We start from the raw sequence: 20,841 nt of genomic DNA on the forward strand, positions 1-20,841 counted from the left end.
ATGACCGAAAAACCCCTTGCGGGCCGTCTGGCCCTCGTCACCGGTGCGTCTCGCGGCATCGGCTCCGCCACGGCGGAAGCACTGGGCCGTGCCGGCGCCCACGTGATCCTCACCGCCCGTTCCTCGGGCGGGCTCGAGGAGGTGGAGGAACGCATCCACGAAGCCGGCGGCACGGCCACGATCGCGCCGCTCGACCTGACCGAGACAGATAGCATCGGCCGGCTGGCGGGCGCCATCGGCGGCCGCTGGGAGGCGCTCGACATCCTCGTGCTGAACGCGGCCATGCTCGGCACGCTGGCGCCGGTGCCGCATGCCGACGCCAAGGAACTCGCCTCGCTGCTGACGCTCAACATCGCTGCGCAGCAGGCGCTGATCGCCGCCTTCGATCCACTGCTGCGGCGGAGCAAGGCCGCCCATCTTATTGGCCTGACTTCGAGCGTCGCGACCCAGCCGCGTCCCTTCTGGGGCCCCTACGCCGCCTCCAAGGCCGCGCTCGAAACGCTGCTCCTCACCTATGGCGAGGAGATGCGCAATGTGAGCACGGTTAAGGTCGCCATTGTCGATCCCGGCGCGACCGCGACCAAGATGCGCCAGAAGGCCTTCCCTGGCGAGGATCAGGCGACGCTGAAATCGCCGATCGTCGTCGGCCACGCGATCGTGGACCTGATCGCGGGCGACTTCGAGACGGGACACCGCCTGCGCGTCGAGGGGTAAGGCGGGCGGCCCTTCGCCGCCAGAACCCCTCGCCTCAGGTCGTCGGCTTCGCCGGCGGAGCGTCCTCGGGCTTCTCCGGAATGATGATGTCCACTCCCGACATCGGCTTGGTGACGACGATCGTCGCCTTGACCGGTCCCGCGACGACCGAAAATTCGGCGCCGTTCACCGCGCCCAGCCCCCGTCCTTCCTTGTCCACGGGAAAGGTGAATTCGTCTTTCTGGGAGCTTCGGCCCGCGGTGAACTGCTCATAGCGGATCTTCATCCGTCCCTGCTCGACGCCAAGATAGACGAGGCGCTCGATCGGCTCTCTCCCGATCGTTTTCGTCGACGATTCGACCAACTCCATGGGGGGATCGCCTTCCTTCACCCGGCGCGTCCAGATCGTGTTGAGGCCACGATTATAATGGGAATTGTCGACGAACCATTCTTTGACGCCATGCTTGTCGACGCGCAGCCCCACCATATCGCCAGGCCGAATGACACTGCCCAACAAACCATGAGACGCGTGAAATGCGTCGTTCTGCGGAACGAAATAGGCCCAGACTCCGTCCTCCGACCGCCCCTTGAGGATCAGGAGCGGATCATCGATCGAGAAGCTGAACGGCAGGCCCATGGCGCCTGCCATGCTGCTCTTGAAGGGATACGCGAGCCGATAGGCCGGAACGCTGCGCACCGCCGTCTCGACATAGAATTCCTGGCCAGGCGTCGCTTCCACGATCGTGCCAACCGGCGGAATCACGACAGTCTTCGGCTTGAAATCCGCCGCATATGATGGCGCCGATGCAACGAGCAGCGCCAAGCCGCAAAAGAATGATTTCATCGAGCTCCCTACCCCTTGAGAGAATCCCCATTTGTTCCTCTCATGAAATCGGGAAGACAAAAAGCGCTTTCATGACGCCCAAGCCCTCAGCCCGGCTTCACCAGCGTGACCTGGGCGACGTCGATGCCGCCGCCGCGGAAGCCGCCTTCGCAGTACATGAGGTAATAGCGCCAGAGGCGGACGAAGGCGTCGTCGAAACCGCGCGGCAGCCGGCCCTCCCGGGCCGCGGCGTCGAAGGACTGGCGCCAGCGCTTCAGCGTCTCGGCATAATGGAGCCCGTAGCCCTTGCGATCTTCCCAGCGCAGGCCAGCCGCCTCGGCCGCCGCCCTAAAGCGGCTTTCGGAGATCAGCATGCCGCCGGGAAAGATGTAGGTCTGGATGAAATCGGTGTTGGCGGCATAGCCTTCGAAAATGGCGTCGTCGATCGAGATGAACTGGATCGCGGCCCGCCCGCCCGGCCGCAGCGTTCGCGCGATCGCGGCCATATAGTCGGGCCAATAACGCTCGCCCACAGCCTCGACCATCTCGACGCTGACGACGGCATCAAAGGTGCCCGAAACGTCGCGATAGTCGCAAAGCGCGAAACGGACGCGGCCGGAAAGGCCTTCCGCCTCGATCCGGCGCTCGGCAAAGGCCAATTGCTCGCTCGACAGGGTGATGCCGGTGACGGCGGCGTCATGATCGCGCGCGGCCGCGGCCGCGAGCGCCCCCCAGCCGCTCCCGATCTCCAGCAACCGGCTTCCCGGCGCCAACGCGAGGCGATCGAGCAGCAGGGCGATCTTATGGCGTTGCGCGGCCTCGAGCGTGTCCGTCGGCGCGGCGAACACCGCACTCGAATAGGTCATCGTAGGATCGAGCCATACCGCGTAGAAATCATTGCCGAGATCATAGTGGAAGGCGATGTTGCGGCGCGCGCCCTCCCGGCTGTTCCGACGGAAGGCATGGAGCAGGCGGTTGAGCCAGCGGCCATGGCCGTGGGCGCGGCCAGCATCGCCCAGGGTGCGGCGGTTGCGCATGAAGAGATCGAAGAGCGCGACGGGATCCGGGCTGTCCCACTCGCGCTCGGCCCAGCCGCGATACCAGCCGACCGATCCCGAGGCGACGAGTCGTATCAGCGGGCGCCAGCTCGCCAGGCGTACCTCGGCGATCGGCCCCGGTCCTCGCCCGCCAAGGTGGCGCTGCGTACCGTCGGGTAGCGCGACGTCGATCGCGCCGAATGCGAGGCCGGTGTCGATCCGGTCCAGAAGCCGTTGGAAACCGGGCGCGAACAGGCGTGCGAGCAGCGTCGACCCGGTCGAGAAACCGCGATCCGCCGCCACGAGGTGCTGCCCTCTCGCTGGCTGTGGTGCCGTCATCTGCTCCCCTATCGCAACACAGCTTACATAGGCCCGGAGCGGAGGCAATCCACTGTCGATCAGCGAATTTTCGCCTGGGCGGCAAGCGCGCGCTCGCGCCCCTCGCGATGGCCGACGATCTGCTTGGGATAGGCGGAGAGCGCGCAACCGGCCGCGTGCGGATCGTGGATCGTCGCGTCGGAAAGATCGGCGAGTTCCGGCACCCAGTCGCGAATATAGCCGGCGGCGTCGAATTTCCCGGACTGGCCGATCGGGGTCATGATCCGGCCGAACATGTTCGCATCGACGCCGGTTCCGGCCACCCACTGCCAGTTGACGGCGTTGTTGCCATAATCGGCATCCACGAGCGTATCCCAGAACCAGCGCTCGCCGCGCCGCCAATCGAGCAGCAGATGGCGGGTGAGGAAGGAGGCGACGATCATCCGGACGCGATTGTGCATCCAGCCCGTCGCCCAGAGCTGGCGCATACCCGCATCGACGATCGGATAGCCGGTCCGCCCCGTCGTCCAGGCGCGGAAATCGGCGTCGGCCGTCTTGCCCGATCGCCAGGGCAGGCGGTCGAAGGTAGGGCGGCCGTTGCGGTAGGCATAATCCGGCAGGATATCGACGATGTTGGTAGCGAAATCGCGCCATACCAGCTGCCGCAGGAACGGCTCTGCGCGGGCATGGGCGGCCTTGGACGCGCGGTGCCAGACCTGCGCAGGTGAAATTTCACCGAAGTGGAGATGCGGCGAGAGGCGCGACGTTCCCTCGACCGACGGCAGGTTGCGCGCATGATCATAATCGCCAAGCTCCGGCAGGAAGGCGTCCAGCGCCGCGCGAGCCCCCTCCTCGCCCGGCGTCCATTCCTCGAAACCCTTCGCCCAATCGGGATGTGTCGGCCGCAGATCCCAGTCGGCCAACTGGTCGCCATGCGGCCAATGGGACGGCGCTTCGATCTTCGCGGGTGCGCGATGCGCCTCCGGTGGCGGCAGCTGGCGCAGCGCCGCCCGCCAGAAGGGGGTGAACATGCGGAAACGCCCCTGGCTGCCGGTCAGCACCCGATCCGGCGGCAGCAATTGCCCGCCGTCGTACAAGCACAGATCGAGCCGCCCCGCGAGAGCCTCCTCCGCCTTCTTCCACCAGGGCTCGTAGTGACGCAGCGCGTGGACCGAAGCGGCACCGGCCTGCCCGGCCAGCTTGGCGATCTCCTTCACCGCATCGCCGCGGCGCAGGATCAGGCGCAGCCCCTTCTCGCGCAGCCGGTCCTCCAGTGCCGCGAGACTGTGATGCAGCCACCAGCGCTGGGCCGCGCCGATCCGCCAATCGCCGGGCGCCGCATCGTCGAGGATGTAGACGGGGATCACCGGCCCGCTCGCCGCAGCGCCGAGCAAGGCGGGTTGATCCGAAAGGCGCAGGTCCTGGCGGAACCAGAGGATGACGGGTGCGGTCATCGCCGATGAATGAGCGTGGGGCCGCGCGGTTCCGATGCTATTTGGCGGGCGACTGCGGTACGATCGGCGGCGCAGCCGGGCTCGGCGGCGGCGGAGGCTGCAGGCCCTTGAGGAAGATCGAGCGATCCGCCTCGGGCAGCGCCTTCACCAGCGCCAGCAGGCGGGCATCGCGACGCTGACGGATATCGGACTGCAGGCCTTCCTGCTTCTTCATCAGCTCTTCGAGCTTGGCCAGATCGATCTTCGGCGCGCCGATCACCATCTGCATCTGCGATCCGAGCGCGCGCTGCTGCTGGATCAGCATCGTGAGCTCGGGATCCTTCTGCGCCGCCCACTGCTTGACCACTTCCGTCCCCTGCGGGGACAGGCTGATCGAACGCCGATTGGGCGCTGCCGCTGCGGCGCCGGGAGCCGCCACCCGCGGAGCCGGTGCCGGGGCGGCGACGGCAGCGGGCGAAGGCACGGCCAGCGCGGCGAACAGCAGCCCGCCGATCATAGGGCGTGCGGTTCCTTGGTAACCTGCCAGGTCTGGCCCTTGGAAATGAGCGATTGCAGATCGGGCTTCTTGCCCTTCGCAGCCGCCTCGTTCTGCTCGATCACGGCGCTGTCGAAGGTCGGGCGCGGCGAATTGTAGATTACGCCGAGCACGACCGGGCCACCCTCGCCCGGCGCATAGTCGATCAGCATCTGGGCGAGACCGCGATTGGTCTCGTCATGCACGATCACCCCCGCCGCCTGCCAGTCGCCATCGGCCACGTCGACGACGTGCAGGCGCAAATTCTGGTGATCGAGCGCGAGCCCCTTGGTGCCGCCCGCGAACAGCACGGGCGAACCATGCTCGACCCAGATCTGGCCTTCCGGCGCCGCCTTCTTCTCGGTGAAGGGCGCGAACACGTCGTCATTGTAGACGATGCAATTCTGATAGATCTCGACGAAGCTCGCGCCCTTATGGGCATGAGCCGCCTTGAGCACCGACGGCAGCGACTTGTGCGTATCGATGCCGCGGGCGACGAAACGCGCGCCCGAGCCGAGCGCGAAGCTGCACGGCGTGGCCGGCCGGTCGACCGATCCGAACGGGGTCGAGGGCGAGCGGGTGCCGACGCGGCTGGTGGGCGAATATTGGCCCTTGGTCAGGCCGTAAATCTCGTTGTTGAACAGCAGGATCTGGCAATCGAGATTACGGCGCAGGATGTGCATCGTATGGTTGCCGCCGATCGACAGCGCGTCGCCGTCACCGGTGATGATCCAAACGTCGAGCTCCGGATTGGCGAGCTTCACGCCCGTCGCAACTGCCGGCGCGCGGCCGTGGATCGTGTGGAAGCCGTAGGTTTCCATATAATAAGGGAAGCGCGACGAGCAGCCGATGCCCGAGATGAACACCGTATTCTCGGGCCGAACGCCGAGCTCCGGCATGGTCCGCTGGACGGCTTTCAGGATCGCATAGTCGCCGCAGCCCGGGCACCAGCGCACCTCCTGGTCGGTCTCCCAATCCTTCGGGCTCGTCTTGATGGTGGTCATCTCGTTCATGGTCTTCTTCCTTTACCCTCTCCCCATCGGGGAGGGGGGCTTCATGCGAGCGCGGCTTCGATCGCAGCCTCGATCTCCGCGATGCGGAAGGGCTGGCCGGAGACCTTGTTGAGCGGCTTGGCGTCGACCAGGAACTGATCGCGCAGCACCGTCTTGAGCTGGCCGGTATTCATCTCCGGCACGATGATCTTGTCGAAGCCGCGGAGCAGATCGCCGAGATTCTTCGGCATCGGCCAGATATGGCGGATATGGACGTGGCTGACGTCGAGGCCCTTGCGCCGCGCCCGGCGGACGGCCTGATGGATCGGACCGAAGGTGGAGCCCCAGCCGACGATCACCAGCTTGCCGGTCGCATTGCCGAGCTCGATCTCCTGATCGGGAATGTGGTTGGCAATGCCGTCCACCTTGTCCTTGCGGATGTCGGTCATGCGCTGGTGATTGGCGGGCGCATAATCGATGTGGCCGGTATCGACCTGCTTCTCGATGCCGCCGATGCGATGGAGCAGGCCGGGCGTGCCGGGCTTGATCCACGGGCGCGCCAGCTTCTCGTCACGCGCATAGGGCTTCAGCACCTCGCCCTCGGCGGGCAGATCGGTCTTGAACGACACCGGGAAGGGTTCGTAGCCGGACATGTCCGGCACCTTCCAGGGCTCGGCCGCATTGGCGATATAGCCGTCGGTCAGGAGCATCACCGGGGTCATGAACTGGGTGGCGATGCGGCACGCCTCGATCGCGCATTCGAACGCATCGGCGGGCGAGCGGGCGGCGATCACCGGCATCGGTGCGTCGCCATTGCGGCCATAGACCGCCTGATAGAGATCCGATTGCTCGGTCTTGGTCGGAAGCCCGGTCGACGGGCCGCCGCGCTGGGAATTGACGATGACCAGCGGCAGCTCGGTCATGATCGCCAGGCCCATCGCCTCGCCCTTGAGCGCCACGCCGGGCCCCGAGGAGGAGGTGACGCCGAGCGAGCCGGCATAGGAGGCGCCGATCGCCGAGGCGATGGCGGCGATCTCGTCTTCCGCCTGGAAGGTGGTGACCCCGAATTCCTTGAGACGCGAGAGATGATGCAGGATCGCCGAGGCCGGCGTGATCGGATAGCCGCCGAAGAACATCGGCAGACCGGCGAGCTGTGCGCCCGCGACGAGGCCGAAGGAGATCGACTCGGCACCTGTCACCGTCCGGTAAAGGCCCGGTTCGGCCGGCGCCGGATCGATGTGATGCTGCTTCATCGGGCCGCCGATCTCGGCGGTCTCGCCATAGGCATGGCCGGCGTTCAGCGCGGCGATGTTGGCATCGGCCAGGACGGGCGCCTTGGAGAATTTGCCCTTCAGCCAATCGACGATCGGCTCGCGCGGGCGATCGAACATCCAGAGCGCCAGACCGAGCGTCCACATGTTCTTGCAGCGCAGCGCCTCCTTGTTGCCGAGGCCGAACGGCTTCACGGCATCCATGGTGAGCTGCGAGATGTTGAACGAGATCACCTGCCATTTGGCGAGGCTGCCGTCGTGCAGCGGATTGACGCCGTCCGGATAGCCGGCCTTCGCCAGGTTGCGCGCGGTGAACTCGCCCTCGTCGGCGATGATCAGCCCGCCGGCCTTGAGCGAAGGCGAATTGGTCTTGAGTGCCGCGGGGTTCATCGCGATCAACACGTCGGGCTCGTCGCCCGCTGTCTCGATGGCCGTCGAGCCGAAATTGATCTGGAAGGCGGAAACGCCGAAGGTCGTGCCCTGCGGCGCACGGATTTCGGCCGGGAAATCCGGAAAGGTCGAAAGATCGTTGCCGGCAAGCGCCGTCGACAGAGTGAATTGCCCGCCGGTCAACTGCATGCCATCGCCCGAATCGCCCGCAAAACGCACGACGACCGCCTCCGGCGCCGGATGCGCGGACGCTTCCCGCGGAGTGAGCTCTCGAGCGGCTGACGCCATTATAAGATACCCTTCTTCTCAAGTTTGGGGCTTCCTACGCCCGCACGCCCCGGCTCTCAAAGAAGAAAATGTCGGTCAGGGCCGAGCGCCGCTTGCGTCGGCAAGCGTCAGTATCGAACGGACGTGACGGTGTGTAACTGCCATGACATCCCGGCCATAACCGCCGCCGAGCACGCTCGCGAGCGGAATACCGGCGGTTTGCGCCGCAGCCATGACGAGACGATCCCGCGCTTCCAGCCCCGCATCGCTCAACGCGAGCCGACCGAGCCGATCCTCGGCATGCGAATCGACTCCGGCCTGATACAATATGATGTCCGGATGAGAGCGATCGATCGCGAGAGGCAGGTGTGCCGCGAGCGTGTCGAGATAAGCGGCATCGTCCGTCCGGTCCGGCAAAGCCACGTCGAGATCGGACGATGCCTTGCGCGCGGGAAAATTCTTCTCGCCATGGATGGAGAAGGTAAAGGCCTCCTCGCGTCCGGCCAGCAGCATCGCCGTGCCGTCACCCTGGTGCACGTCGAGATCGACGATCAAGAGGCGCCGCACATCTCCTTCTGCCAACAGCCGATGGGCGGCGATCGCCAGATCGTTGAACACGCAATATCCGGCGCCACTATCCGCCAGGGCATGATGGCTGCCACCGGCGGTGTTCGCAGCGAAGCCATGGGTCAGCGCCAGCCGGGCGGCCAGCCAGGTGCCGCCGGGCGCGAGCTGCGATCGCCGCGCCACGACATCCGTCACCGGAAAGCCGATCCGCCTCTCCTTCTCGCGCGGCACGGCGAGGCTCAGCACCTCGGCGACATAGGCGGGGTCGTGCACTGCCTCCAGCCAGGGGCGTGGCATCGAATCGGGCACATGCTCGACGAAATCGGCGCCGCTTTCGCGCAGCGCGAGCATGACCATGCCGTGCTTTCCGAACGGATAGGGGCTGCCCGGCGGGGCGGCGACGGCATAATCGGGGTGATGGACGAGATGGAACATCTTGATCGAAAGGCGATGGTGGTGGATCGGGGGCCGGACACGCAAGAGGAGTCCCCCTTGTCCCAACCCTTTATGCGCCCCGATGTGAGAGCTTTCCTCGATTATCTCAATGCCGCCCCCGGCCCGCGCATCTATGAGGTCGACGCTCAGACCGCCCGGCAGATGTCGTCGGCGACGCATCAGCTGGCGGAAGTCCCGATCGGCCCGCTGGCCGTGATTCGCGATCTGGAGGCCCCGGGACCTGCCGGGCCCATCACGCTCCGGCTGTTCGACGCGCGCGCGTCGCGCGGACCGGGACCGGTGATGGTGTTCTTCCACGGTGGCGGCTGGGTGCTGGGCGATCTCAACTCCTATTCCCCGGTCTGCGCGGAGATCGCCCGCCAGCTCGACATTCCGGTGATTTCGGTCGATTATCGGCTGGCGCCCGAGCATCGCTGGCCGGCCGCGCCGGACGATTGCGAGGCAGCGGCACGCTGGATCGCGCAGCAGCCGGGGGCGCTGGGGCTGGAAGCGACCGGCCTTGTCCTCGCCGGCGACAGCGCAGGCGGCAATCTCGCCATCATCACCGCTCTCGCGCTGCGTGACGATCCCGCCCCAGTGCCGATGATCGCGCAATGGGCGATTTATCCGGCGACCGATCTTGCGGACAAATACCCGTCCTTCGACCTGTTCGGCACCGATCATTTCCTCACCAGGGAAGCGATGATCTGGTTCAACGACGCCTATCGCATGGACTTGCGGCACTGGCGCGCCCTGCCCCAACTCGCCGATCAGAACGGCATGCCGCCGACGCTGGTGCTCACTGCCTCGCTGGATCCGCTGCGCGACCAGGGACGCGCCTATGCAGCGGCCGCGGTGCAGGCCGGCGTGCCGACCGTCTATCGCGAGGCGCAGGGCACCATCCATGGCTTCCTGACGCTGCGCAAGGCGCTGCCCTCGTCCCAGGCCGACCTGAACGGAGCCTGCGCGGCGCTGAAGCTGATGATCGCGGAGACCGCCAAATGAATGGCCTGCCCTATCGTCCCGCCGCGGGCGTGATGCTTCTCAATGCGGACGACAAGGTGTTCGTCGCCCAGCGCATCGATACGACGCTGGAGGCCTGGCAGATGCCGCAGGGTGGCCTCGATAAGGGCGAGGATGCCGAGGCCGGCGCGCTGCGCGAGCTGGAGGAGGAAACCGGCATCGGTCCCCATCTCGTGCGGATCATCGCACGGGCGCGCAGCGAGCTGCTCTACGATCTGCCGGCCGATCTGGTCGGCAAGCTGTGGAAGGGCAAATATGGTGGTCAGCGGCAGACCTGGTTCCTCGCGCGCTTCCTCGGCAGCGACGGCGACATCGACCTGAATACGCCGCACCCCGAGTTCCGGGCCTGGAAATGGGCCGAACCGAAGGACTTGCCGGATATGATCGTGCCTTTCAAGCGTGCGCTCTACGAGGATGTGCTAAGGGAGTTTGCCGAGCATCTGAGCTGAAGGACGGAGGCCAGTTTGTATTTCAGCCGCCCGCTGCGCGCCCTGATGGCGCTCGTTCCTTTGACCTTCGCCTGCCCCGCCATCGCGCAAGACTTACTGGACAGCAGCTATCCGCCGACGGTGGTGATTCCGCCCCCGGCCCCGATCGTCACGCTGATCATCCCGCCACCGCCCTCTCCCGAGGCGATCGCGCTGCCGCCGCCGGCCCGCGCGCTGATCGAGAAGGCGATATCGAGCGGCGATCCGCAGTCCGTGGCCGCGGTGATCAAGCTCGCCCGCGCCATGTATCCACAGGGCGCGGCACAGATCGACGCGCTGCAGGCCGAAAACGACGCGCGCATCGCGGAGAAGGCGGCAGCTGCAGCGCGCGCCCGCGCCGATCAGCTCGCCAATGCGAGCTTGCTCGAAAACTGGAAGGGCGAGGTCGAGGTCGGTGCATCCCAGACGACCGGCAACTCGGAAAGCGTCGGCGCCTATGGCTCGCTCAAGCTCAATCGCGAAGGATTGAAGTGGCGCCACAGCGTCAGCATCCGCGCCGATTACCAACGCACCGAACATGTCACCACCACCGAGCGGATGAACGCACAGTATCAGCCGAACTACAAGTTCGACGACAAGCTCTATACCTATGGCATCGCCCAATATGAGCATGATCCGATCTTGGGTTATGACGGCCGCTACACGCTCGGCGGCGGTATCGGCTACACCGTCGTCAAGAAGCCCACCATCTCCCTGTCCTTCGAAGGCGGTCCGGCGGTTCGATACACCGATTTCGTCGATGAGGATCGTCAGACAGCGCTCGCCGGCCGCGCCTCCATGGCGTTCAAATGGCAGGTTCGGCCGACCGTGACGATCCAGCAGGATGCCGCGGTCTATTTCGACAAGGGTAACAACACCGCCAACTCTACGACATCGATCGACACCAAGCTGATCGGCGCGCTGAAGGCCAGGTTCTCCTATAATATCCAATATGAAAAGAACGCCCCGGTCGGCACCGATCCCGTCGACACCACCAGCCGCGCGACCCTGCTCTACAGCTTTTGAGAGACGAGATGAATCCCGAGTCGCTTGTCGTTGAAATTCCTACCGTTCCTATTGTCGGATCGGAAAAGCCGTTTCCGGTGCGCCGGATCTGGTGCATCGGCCGCAACTATGCGGAGCATGCCCGGGAGATGGGCGGCAATCCCGAACGGGAAGCGCCCTTCTTCTTCGCCAAACCGGCCGATGCCGTGGTGCCGGGCGGCGGCACGCTGCCCTTTCCGCTGGCGACCGCCGACCTGCATCATGAAATCGAGCTCGTCGTCGCGCTCGGCGGAGGCGGTATCGACATTCCGGTCGGTCAGGCATTGGACTGCGTGTTCGGCTACGCCGTCGGACTCGACATGACCCGCCGCGATCTGCAGGCGGAGGCCAAGAAGGCCGGCCGTCCCTGGGCGCTCGCCAAGGGCTTCGACGAATCCTGCCCGATCAGTCCGATCGTGCCCGCGTCCCGCATCGGCCATCCCGATCGAGGGCGGATCGAATTGAAGGTCAATGGCGCGATACGGCAGCAAGGCGACTTGGCCGACATGATCTGGCCGGTCGCCGAAGCGATCGCCTATCTCTCCCGCTTCGTGGCGCTCGCGCCGGGCGACCTGCTGATGACCGGTACGCCCGCTGGCGTCGGCCCCGTGCGGCCCGGCGACCGGCTGGTCGGACTGTGCGAAGGAGTGGGCGCGATCGAGGTAGACTATCTCTAGCCGCCTGCGCTGTTGTGCAGGCTGCCGCATCTGTGGCACCCCCTGCTGATGCGGCAGAAGGAACTGCGGCTGGCGCTGATCTGCTATGGCGGCATCAGCCTCGCCGTCTATATGCATGGAATCACGAAGGAAATCTGGCGGCTCGCCAAGGCCAGCCGGAGCTTTCACGAAGGCAATAACAGCTCCACGGGAACGCAGGGCGTCTATCAGTCGCTGCTCGCGCTGATCGAGGATAAGGCCGGCCTGCGGCTTCGGATCCTGACCGACATCATCGCGGGGGCGAGCGCGGGCGGCATCAACGGAGTCTTTCTGGCGCAGGCGATCGCGACCGGCCAGTCGCTCGAACCGCTGACCGCGATGTGGCTCGACTCTGCCGACGTCGACACGCTGATCGATCCCGACGCGCGCCCCTGGTCGCGCTTCTCGAAGATCTGGGCGGCGCCGATCGCCTGGGTAGCGACGGGCAAGCCCGGCGGCGCGGTGGAACGCACGGTCGACGAAACCGCGCGGGACGAAGTGCGCGCAAAATTGTCCAGCTTCGTGCGGGCGCGCTGGTTCGCCCCCCCGTTCGGCGGCACAGGCTTCACGGAGTTACTGCTCAACGCACTCGATGCCATGGCCGAAGCCCCCGCTGGCCCTGCCCTGCTCCCCGAAGGCCAGCCCCTCGACCTGTTCGTCACCGTCACCGATTTCCATGGCCATCCCGAGCGGCTGCAGCTTCACCTGCCGCGCGAAGCGGTGGAGACCGAGCACCGGCTGACCATCTCCTTCACCGACGACGGCCGCTCGCCTCGGACGATCGGCGACGCTGCGGAACTGGCGTTCGCAGCACGCGCCACGGCGAGCTTCCCGGGGGCCTTCCCGCCCTTCAGCGTCGCAGAGCTCGATCGCGTGCTCGAGCGGCGCGAGCGCAGCTGGCCCGGGCGCGCAGATTTCCTGAAGCGTATCCTGCCGCGCCAATTCGCCGCCGGCATGGCCGATCGTGCCGTGTTGATCGACGGATCGGTGCTCGCCAATGCGCCGTTCCGCCCGGCGATGGAGGCGCTGCGCGACCGGCCTGCGCGGCGCGAGGTGGACCGCCGCTTCGTCTACATCGATCCCAAGCCAGGCCGCCAATCCATCCGCTTCGGCGGGCATGAGGATGACGAGACACTGCCCGGCTTCTTCCGGACGATTTTCGGCGCGCTCTCGGATATTCCCCGTGAGCAGCCAATCCGCGACAATCTCGAATCCATCGCGCGCCGGTCGGAACGGATCGCGCGCATGCGGCGGATCGTCGATGCCATCCGCCCGGAGGTGGAGACCACGATCGAGCGCCTGTTCGGACACACCTTCTTCCTCGATCGGCCGACCGCCAGCCGCCTCGCCGTGTGGCGCGACAAGGCACAGGACGCCGCCGCCCGACAGGCCGGCTATGCCTACGCCTCCTACGGCCATCTGAAGCTGGAGCGCGTGATCGAGGAAATCGCGATCCTGCTCTGCGACCTCGTGGGCAGCGACCAGAACAGCCTGCCCAAGCTGCGCGACATCGTCCGCAGGGCGGCCGCGGCGCACGGCCTCGACAATGACGGCGCGATCGCCGCGGGCGGCGCAAGTGCCGAGGCGATCGCCTTCTTCCGTGCCCATGATCTCGGCTTCCGGATCCGCCGGCTACGTTTCCTCGCCCGCCAGATCGGCGAGATCGAACAGGCGGAGAGCTGCCCGCTCGATCTCGCCGAGGAGGCCCGCAACGCCATCTATGCCATGCTATCCCTCTATCTCGATCGGGAGACGGGCGCCTTCTACGGACCCGCGATGATCGACGCCGCGCGCAAGGCGGGGCGCGAACCCGCCAATACGCTCGACCGGCTGGCCGAAGCGCGCGATCTGGCTGCGATCGATGCGATGGCCGACGATCGCCTGGCCGCCGCCTTCTCGGCCCTGCCGCGAGCGGAACGGCGCACCATGCTGCTCGCCTATCTCGGCTATCCCTTTTACGACATCGCCACGCTTCCCCTCACCCAGAGCGAGGGCCAGTTCGAGTTCGAGACGATCAAAGTGGACCGGATCTCACCCGACGACGCCACCGCGATCCGCGAAGGTGGCGCGGAAGCGACGCTGAAAGGCATACAGTTCAACAGCTTCGGCGCCTTCTTCAGCCGCGCCTATCGGGAGAATGACTATCTGTGGGGCCGGCTGCACGGCGCCGAGCGGCTGATCGACATCGTCGTTTCCGCCCTGCCCGAGGGAACGCGCCTGCCGCCTGGCCGCATCACGACACTGAAGCGGCAGGCTTTCCGATCGATTCTGGCTGAAGAGCGCAACCGGCTGACCGCCATACCCGAATTGTTCGAAACGCTGGAAAACGAGGTAGGCTGAGGCGGCTCCTGACGCCGCCCGGGTCGGAAATGGCGTGGCTCTGGCCATTTTCCGTCACTTTGCCTAGATGGTCGCAAGGAGACGAGCACATGCAATTCCTCAAGACCCTCTTCTGGGTGGTGCTCGCCGTGATCGCGGCGGTGTTCTCGCTCAAGAACTGGTCGCCGCCGACGAAGATCGTCCTGTGGGGCGATCTGGAAGCCTATACGCCGCTGCCCGTGCTGCTCGGCATAACCTTCCTGATCGGCTTCTTGCCGCCCTTCATCCTGCATCGCGCGACGCGCTGGCAGCTTCGCCGCCGTCTCGAAACGGCTGAGCGGACACTGGTCGAAACGCGCGCCGCGCCCGAGCCGACGCTGCCCGCGGCCCCGCCTGAAGGCGCGCCGCTTCCTTCCCCCGTTCCCCCGGAAATGCCATGACGAGCTGCCTCTACGTCGCCATCGACACACCCGACCTCGGCCGCGCGCTCGAGCTTGCGAAGCGGGTGCGCCATCATGTGGGGGGGCTGAAGCTCGGCCTCGAGTTCTTCTGCGCCAACGGCCATGCCGGCGTGCGCGAGATGGCCGCGCTGGGGCTGCCGATCTTCCTTGACCTCAAGCTCCATGATATTCCGAACACCGTCGCCAAGGCTGTCCAGGCCCTGCAAGGGCTGGAGCCGGCGATCCTGACCATCCACGCCGCCGGCGGCCGCGCGATGATGGAGGATGCCAAGGCCGCGGCGCCGCTCGGCACCAAGGTGGTCGCCGTCACGGTGCTGACCAGCCTGGACGGCGATGACCTGACTTCGATCGGCCTCGGCTCCGATCCGCATCCCCAGGTGGAGCGGCTGACCATGCTGGCACGCGAGGCGGGGCTGGATGGCATCGTCTGCTCGGGCAACGAAGTGGCGGCTGCGCGCAAGCTCTGGCCGGGCGGCTTCTTCGTGGTGCCGGGCGTGCGCCCGGCGGACGGCGAGCTGGCCGATCAAAAGCGGGTGATGACGCCGCGCCAGGCGCTCGACAACGGCGCCTCGATCCTGGTCGTCGGCCGGCCGATCACCCAGGCCCGCGATCCGGACCTGGCCGCGCGCGCGATCGAAGCCACTCTGTAACGGCCTCTCCCGAAAGCGGGAAAGCGAGCCTAGATACGGACCATGTCTCGAATCACCGCCAAGATCTGTGGGCTGTCGACGCTCGACACGCTCGATGCTGCCATTGGCGGCGGCGCGTCGCACGTCGGCTTCGTCTTCTTTCCGAAGAGCCCGCGCAACGTGACGCCGGAGCAGGCGGGTGGGCTGGCCGCCCGCGTGCCCGCGCATGTGGCGCGGGTAGGCCTGTTCGTCGATCCGGATCCCGGCTTCGTCGCGCATGTGCTGGCGGTCGCCAAGCTCGACGTCATCCAGCTCCATGGCGCCGAACCGCCCGAGCTACTCCACCGCGTCCGGGCGCATCCCGGCATCGAGCTGTGGAAGGCGATCCCGGTGCGGACCCGTGCCGATCTTGATGCGGGGCGCCTGTATCGCGGCACGGCGGACCGGCTGCTCTACGATGCCAAGCCGCCCAAGGGCGCCGACCTGCCCGGCGGCAACGGCCTGCGCTTCGACTGGAAGCTGCTGAACGGCCATTCTCATGCCCTGCCCTGGGCGCTTTCGGGCGGCCTCGACACGGACAACATCGCCGAAGCCGTCGGCATCACCGGCGCACGGCTGGTCGACATCTCCTCCGGCGTGGAAAGCGCGCCGGGAGTCAAGGATGTGGACAAGATCGCCGGCTTCCTCCAAGCGGTCGCACGACTATGACCATCAAGAACTCCCTGCGTGCCCAGCCCGACGAGCGCGGCCATTTCGGTCAGTTCGGCGGACGCTATGTGGCCGAAACGCTGATGCCGCTGATCCTCGACCTGGAGCGCGAATATCGCGCCGCGCAGGCCGATCCGGCATTCGACGCGGAATTCCGCTCGCTGCTGACCCATTATGTCGGCCGGCCGAGCCCGCTCTATTTCGCCGAGCGCCTGACCGAGCATCTTGGCGGCGCGAAGGTCTATCTAAAGCGCGAGGAGCTGAACCACACCGGCGCGCACAAGATCAACAACTGCATCGGCCAGATCCTGCTCGCCCGCCGGATGGGCAAGACGCGGATCATCGCCGAGACCGGCGCCGGCCAGCATGGTGTCGCTACCGCGACGGTGGCCGCGCGCTTCGGCCTGCCCTGCACCATCTTCATGGGATCGGTGGACGTCGCCCGGCAGCAGCCCAACGTCTTCCGCATGCGCCTGCTCGGCGCGGAGGTCCGTCCGGTCGAATCCGGCGCGAAGACGCTGAAGGACGCGATGAACGAGGCGCTGCGCGACTGGGTCGCCAACGTCCACGACACTTTTTACATCATCGGCACGGCCGCCGGCCCGCATCCCTATCCGGAGCTGGTGCGCAACTTCCAGTCGGTGATCGGCGTCGAAACCCGCGCACAGATGCTGGAGGCGGAGGGCCGGCTGCCCGACCTGCTGATCGCGCCGGTGGGCGGCGGGTCCAACGCGATCGGGCTGTTCCATCCCTTCCTCGACGATCCCGACGTGGCGATGATCGGCGTCGAGGCGGCGGGCCATGGCATCGAGACGGGCCAGCATGCGGCGAGCCTGGCAGGCGGCAGCCCCGGCGTGCTGCATGGCAATCGCACCTATCTACTCCAGGACGAGGACGGCCAGATCACCGAGGCGCATTCCATCTCGGCCGGGCTCGACTATCCTGGCATCGGGCCGGAGCATAGCTGGCTGCACGAAAATGGCCGGGTGACCTACGAACCGTGCACGGACGACGAAGCGCTGGCCGCCTTCCAGACGCTGTGCAAGCTGGAAGGCATCATCCCCGCGCTCGAATCTGCCCATGCGCTGGCCGTCGCCGAACGCATCGTGCCGACGCTGGACAAGGACAAGATCGTCGTCGTCAACGTCAGCGGACGCGGTGACAAGGACATCTTCACGGTGGCGGACTCGCTGGGGGTGAAGCTGTGACCACGCGCCTCTCTTCCACCTTCACCCGTTGCGCAGCAGAAGATCGCGCGGCGCTCGTCACCTTCGTCACCGGCGGCGATCCCACACCCGAGGCGACCCCCGCGATCCTCGACGCGCTCGTCGCAGGCGGCGCGGACGTGATCGAGCTCGGCATGCCGTTCACCGATCCGATGGCCGACGGCCCCGCCATCCAGAGAGCCAATCTTCGCTCCCTCGGCGCGGGAACGACGACGATCAAGCTCCTCGAAATCGCTGCCGATTTCCGCAAGCGGCATCCCGATTTTCCACTCGTCCTGATGGGCTACGCCAATCCGATGGTCCGGCGCGGGCCGCTGTGGTTCGCGGCCGAGGCGGCGAAGGCGGGCATCGATGGCGTGATTTGCGTGGACGTGCCACCCGAGGCGGATGACGCGCTCGGGCCGGCGCTGCGCAGCGCCGGCATCGATCTGATCCGCCTCGCGACACCGACCACCGATGCCGCCCGCCTGCCCACCGTGCTCGAAGGCGCTTCGGGCTTCCTCTATTATGTCTCTGTCGCCGGCATCACCGGGCTGCAGCAGGCCGCCCAAGCTTCGATCGAAAGCGCGGTCGCGCGGCTCAAGGCGGCGACGACGCTGCCCGTCGCGGTCGGCTTCGGCGTACGCACGCCCGAGCAGGCCTCGGCGATCGCGCGCGTCGCCGACGGCGTCGTCGTGGGATCGGCGATCGTCGACCTGGTCGGCCAGCATGGCGCGGGTGCGCCCGGACCGGTGAAAGACTATATATCCACCTTGAGCGCGGCGATCCGCGGCGCCCGGCAGGAGAAGGCGGCATGAGCTGGCTCAACCGCGTCCGTCAGTCCATCGCGTCGATCACCAAGCGCGAGACGCCCGACAATCTCTGGCATAAGTGCGCCGGTTGCGGGCAGATGATCTTCGTCAAGGAATATGAGGAAAATCAGTCGGTCTGCCCGAAGTGCAACCATCATGGCCGGATCGGCCCGGATGCGCGCTTCAACGATCTGTTCGACAGCGGCGTCTACACGCTGCTGCCGATCCCGCAGGTAACCGAGGATCCGCTGAAATTCCGCGATTCGAAACGTTATACCGATCGGATCAAGGCCGCCCGCACGGCCACAGGGGAGACGGACGCCCTGATCAACGCCAAAGGCACGATCGAGGGCTATAAGGCCGTCGTCGGCATACAGGATTTCGCCTTCATGGGCGGATCCATGGGTCTCGGCGTGGGCGCAGCGTTCGTCGCGGGAGTGGAAGCGGCGATCGCGGAGCGCAGCCCCTATATCATCTTCACCGCGGCGGGCGGCGCGCGCATGCAGGAAGGCATATTGAGCCTGATGCAGATGCCGAAAACCACCGTCGCCATCGCCAAGCTGCGCGAGGCGGGCCTGCCCTATATCGTCGTGCTGACCGATCCGACGACGGGCGGAGTCACCGCCAGCTATGCCATGCTCGGCGACGTGCAGATCGCCGAGCCGGGCGCCTTGATCGGCTTCGCCGGACAGCGGGTGATCGAATCGACCATCCGCGAAAAGCTGCCCGAGGGCTTCCAGCGCGCCGAATATCTGCTGGACCACGGCATGATCGACATGGTCGTCCACCGCCACGATCTGCGTGCGCGGCTGGCCCAGCTCATCGGCTATCTCGCCCCCGCGAAAGCTGCGTGACGCTTCGCGGTCTCAATCCACCCACGGGAGACTAATGCCCGACCACGCGACATCGTCGGATCCCGCCGTTCAGGCACAGCTCGACCGGCTTTGGCGGCTTTCGCCCGGCGCCGACATTCTCGGGCTGGAGCGTATCTCGCTGCTGCTCGACCGGCTTGGCCACCCCGAGCGTGACCTTCCGCCGATCTTCCACGTCGCTGGTACGAACGGCAAGGGATCGGTCTGTGCCTATCTGCGCGCGGCGATCGAGGCGGCGGGGCTGCGCGCCCATGTGTTCACGAGCCCCCATCTGGTGCGCTTCAACGAACGCATCCGGATCGCGGGACGCCTGATCGAGGACGAGGCGCTCGCCCCCTTGCTCAGCGAGGTGCTGGACGTCGGGAGCGATGTCGGCGCCAGCTTCTTCGAAGTAACGACCGCCGCCGCATTCCTCGCTTTCGCGCGCGAGCCGGCGGATGCCTGCATCCTCGAGGTCGGCCTCGGCGGACGGCTGGATGCGACCAACGTGATCGAGGCCCCGGCCGTCACCGGAATCGCACAGCTCGGCCTCGATCATCAGGCCTTTCTCGGCGACACGGCCGAGGACATCGCCGCCGAGAAGGCCGGCATCGCCAAGCGCGGCGTGCCGCTCGTCACCATGCATTATCCGGCGAGCCTGGCGCAGCGCATCGGCGAGGTCGTGATGGCCAAAGGCGCGAACTGGCTCGCCAAAGGTGGCGTCTGGGATGCCGCCGCCTATCAGAAGCGGCTGCACTATCGCGACAAGACGGGAAAGCTCGATCTGCCGCTGCCGCGGTTGCCCGGAAGCCACCAGGCGATGAACGCCGCGCTCGCCGTCGCGATGATGCGCCATCAGGATGCGATCCACATTCCCGATTCGGCCTATCGCGCGGCGATGGGCTGGGCGGAATGGCCGGCCCGTCTGCAACGGCTCGGCAGCGGCCCCCTCCACGCACGGCTCCCTCAGGGGTCGGAATTGTGGCTGGACGGAGGCCACAATCCCGCCGCCGCGCGGGCCATCGCCGATTTCTTCCGCGGCCATGTCGCGGCGGGCCGACCCTTCCACATCATTCTCGGAATGCTGGCGAACAAGGATCCGGCTGGCGTGCTCCGGCCTTTCGGCGGCCGAACCGCGACCGTCCATGCCGTGCCGGTGCCGAACCACGATCATCATCAGCCAACCGCGCTGGCAGCCGCCGCGCGCGGCGCCGGCCTGGTGGGGCTGACGGCCGGCGGGCCGGAACAGGCAATCGACTGGATCGGCCGCCACGCCGATCGGGCACAACCGCCGGTCGTGCTGATCCTCGGCTCGCTCTACCTCGCGGGCGCGGTACTCGCACTCAACGAGGAAATCCCCGACTGATTTATTGCGATTGACTTGCAATAGCGAACATGCTTCTTTGGTCGCAGCCCAGAGAGGAGTTCCGCATGCCGCGCGACGATTTCGCAGCCGTCCTGCCCTTCGCTGCCCCGCCTGAGGAGCGTTCACGTCTGCTCCTGCTCGCAATCCGCCGGATGGCAGCGCACGGGCTCAACGATGCGCATGCCGCCCATGCCTGCCTGACTGGCTTCGGCCTTTCCTATCGCCGGCCGCTTATCCTGCTGCGTGCGCTGATGGCGGAGATTTTCGCGCGCCTCGGCGCGCAAGATCGTCGTGGCGCCCTGTTGCTGCCCGCGGATGACCAGGGACGAAGCGATGCTGATGCACGCGATCACCGCCGCGCCTCGCGACCGTTTCGAAGCGCACAACGCACTCGAGGATCTGCTGGGCACCCCCTTGTGCCTCGGTGCCCTGACCAGCGCCGAAGCGCTGGGCGAGGCGGTGACCGACCTGACCTTTTGAACCGGCTCTCCAGCGGCGCC

The 20,841-nt window shown here is 66.6% G+C and carries 20 protein-coding genes and 1 pseudogene; 14 read left to right on the top strand and 7 right to left on the bottom strand.

Annotation, left to right across the window (positions count from 1 at the left end; genetic code table 11):
• Positions 1 to 714 (top strand): SDR family NAD(P)-dependent oxidoreductase, encoded by a 714-nt coding sequence (locus GQY20_RS24515; protein ID WP_157219779.1) that lies wholly within the window; start codon positions 1 to 3, stop codon positions 712 to 714.
• Positions 715 to 748: 34 nt separating this feature from the next.
• On the opposite strand, the gene GQY20_RS24520 is transcribed toward GQY20_RS24515, so the two are convergent.
• The 7 genes from GQY20_RS24520 to GQY20_RS24550 form a co-directional block, all read right to left on the bottom strand.
• Positions 749 to 1,537 carry a hypothetical protein gene (locus GQY20_RS24520; RefSeq protein WP_157219780.1) on the bottom strand — a complete coding sequence of 263 codons (789 nt, stop codon included), beginning with the start codon at positions 1,535 to 1,537 and terminating at the stop codon, positions 749 to 751.
• 86 nt (positions 1,538 to 1,623) lie between these two features.
• A complete protein-coding gene (locus GQY20_RS24525; RefSeq protein ID WP_157219781.1) occupies positions 1,624 to 2,892 on the bottom strand; it encodes an SAM-dependent methyltransferase in 1,269 nt (422 codons plus the stop codon).
• A 59-nt stretch (positions 2,893 to 2,951) separates the two neighbouring features.
• On the bottom strand, positions 2,952 to 4,325 hold the full coding sequence (locus GQY20_RS24530) for a cryptochrome/photolyase family protein (protein WP_157219782.1): 1,374 nt from the start codon (positions 4,323 to 4,325) through the stop codon (positions 2,952 to 2,954).
• 37 nt (positions 4,326 to 4,362) lie between these two features.
• Positions 4,363 to 4,821: a periplasmic heavy metal sensor gene (locus GQY20_RS24535; protein ID WP_157219783.1), complete on the bottom strand. Its 459-nt coding sequence runs from the start codon at positions 4,819 to 4,821 to the stop codon at positions 4,363 to 4,365.
• Positions 4,818 to 5,852 carry a 2-oxoacid:ferredoxin oxidoreductase subunit beta gene (locus tag GQY20_RS24540; RefSeq protein WP_157219784.1) on the bottom strand — a complete coding sequence of 345 codons (1,035 nt, stop codon included), beginning with the start codon at positions 5,850 to 5,852 and terminating at the stop codon, positions 4,818 to 4,820. The genes GQY20_RS24535 and GQY20_RS24540 overlap by 4 nt, the downstream gene beginning before the upstream one ends.
• A gap of 41 nt (positions 5,853 to 5,893) precedes the next feature.
• Complete coding sequence (locus tag GQY20_RS24545; RefSeq protein ID WP_157219785.1) at positions 5,894 to 7,780, bottom strand: 2-oxoacid:acceptor oxidoreductase subunit alpha; 1,887 nt, start codon at positions 7,778 to 7,780, stop codon at positions 5,894 to 5,896.
• 75 nt (positions 7,781 to 7,855) lie between these two features.
• Entirely contained in the window at positions 7,856 to 8,761 is a 906-nt protein-coding gene (locus tag GQY20_RS24550; RefSeq protein WP_157219896.1) for a histone deacetylase family protein, read from the bottom strand.
• A gap of 57 nt (positions 8,762 to 8,818) precedes the next feature.
• Between GQY20_RS24550 and GQY20_RS24555 the strand changes: the two genes are divergently transcribed.
• From GQY20_RS24555 to GQY20_RS24615, 13 genes and pseudogenes are all read left to right on the top strand, one after another.
• Positions 8,819 to 9,766, top strand: coding sequence for an alpha/beta hydrolase (locus GQY20_RS24555; RefSeq protein ID WP_232476232.1), 948 nt, complete (start codon positions 8,819 to 8,821; stop codon positions 9,764 to 9,766).
• Complete coding sequence (locus tag GQY20_RS24560) at positions 9,763 to 10,233, top strand: RNA pyrophosphohydrolase (RefSeq protein WP_157219787.1); 471 nt, start codon at positions 9,763 to 9,765, stop codon at positions 10,231 to 10,233. The genes GQY20_RS24555 and GQY20_RS24560 overlap by 4 nt, the downstream gene beginning before the upstream one ends.
• Before the next feature lie 15 nt (positions 10,234 to 10,248).
• Positions 10,249 to 11,277 (top strand): DUF481 domain-containing protein, encoded by a 1,029-nt coding sequence (locus tag GQY20_RS24565; RefSeq protein ID WP_157219788.1) that lies wholly within the window; start codon positions 10,249 to 10,251, stop codon positions 11,275 to 11,277.
• An 8-nt stretch (positions 11,278 to 11,285) separates the two neighbouring features.
• A complete protein-coding gene (locus GQY20_RS24570) occupies positions 11,286 to 11,972 on the top strand; it encodes a fumarylacetoacetate hydrolase family protein (protein ID WP_157219789.1) in 687 nt (228 codons plus the stop codon).
• A gap of 48 nt (positions 11,973 to 12,020) precedes the next feature.
• The gene (locus GQY20_RS24575; RefSeq protein WP_157219790.1) at positions 12,021 to 14,330 is read left to right on the top strand and encodes a patatin-like protein; all 2,310 of its coding nucleotides are present in this window, start codon (positions 12,021 to 12,023) and stop codon (positions 14,328 to 14,330) included.
• 89 nt (positions 14,331 to 14,419) lie between these two features.
• A complete protein-coding gene (locus GQY20_RS24580; RefSeq protein ID WP_157219791.1) occupies positions 14,420 to 14,749 on the top strand; it encodes a hypothetical protein in 330 nt (109 codons plus the stop codon).
• The gene (pyrF, locus tag GQY20_RS24585) at positions 14,746 to 15,420 is read left to right on the top strand and encodes an orotidine-5'-phosphate decarboxylase (protein WP_157219792.1); all 675 of its coding nucleotides are present in this window, start codon (positions 14,746 to 14,748) and stop codon (positions 15,418 to 15,420) included. The genes GQY20_RS24580 and pyrF overlap by 4 nt, the downstream gene beginning before the upstream one ends.
• 42 nt (positions 15,421 to 15,462) lie before the next feature.
• Entirely contained in the window at positions 15,463 to 16,107 is a 645-nt protein-coding gene (locus GQY20_RS24590; RefSeq protein ID WP_157219793.1) for a phosphoribosylanthranilate isomerase, read from the top strand.
• The gene (trpB, locus tag GQY20_RS24595) at positions 16,104 to 17,315 is read left to right on the top strand and encodes a tryptophan synthase subunit beta (protein ID WP_157219794.1); all 1,212 of its coding nucleotides are present in this window, start codon (positions 16,104 to 16,106) and stop codon (positions 17,313 to 17,315) included. The genes GQY20_RS24590 and trpB overlap by 4 nt, the downstream gene beginning before the upstream one ends.
• Positions 17,312 to 18,130, top strand: coding sequence for a tryptophan synthase subunit alpha (gene trpA, locus GQY20_RS24600; RefSeq protein ID WP_157219795.1), 819 nt, complete (start codon positions 17,312 to 17,314; stop codon positions 18,128 to 18,130). Before trpB ends, trpA begins: the two co-directional genes overlap by 4 nt.
• Positions 18,127 to 18,978, top strand: coding sequence for an acetyl-CoA carboxylase, carboxyltransferase subunit beta (gene accD, locus GQY20_RS24605; protein WP_157219796.1), 852 nt, complete (start codon positions 18,127 to 18,129; stop codon positions 18,976 to 18,978). The genes trpA and accD overlap by 4 nt, the downstream gene beginning before the upstream one ends.
• A gap of 34 nt (positions 18,979 to 19,012) precedes the next feature.
• The gene (locus GQY20_RS24610) at positions 19,013 to 20,341 is read left to right on the top strand and encodes a bifunctional folylpolyglutamate synthase/dihydrofolate synthase (RefSeq protein WP_157219797.1); all 1,329 of its coding nucleotides are present in this window, start codon (positions 19,013 to 19,015) and stop codon (positions 20,339 to 20,341) included.
• Between the two features lie 152 nt (positions 20,342 to 20,493).
• A pseudogene (locus tag GQY20_RS24615) lies at positions 20,494 to 20,821 on the top strand (DUF6628 family protein).
• The last annotated feature ends 20 nt before the right edge of the window (positions 20,822 to 20,841 follow it).

Source organism: Flavisphingomonas formosensis (assembly GCF_009755815.1).
Lineage (GTDB): Bacteria > Pseudomonadota > Alphaproteobacteria > Sphingomonadales > Sphingomonadaceae > Flavisphingomonas > Flavisphingomonas formosensis.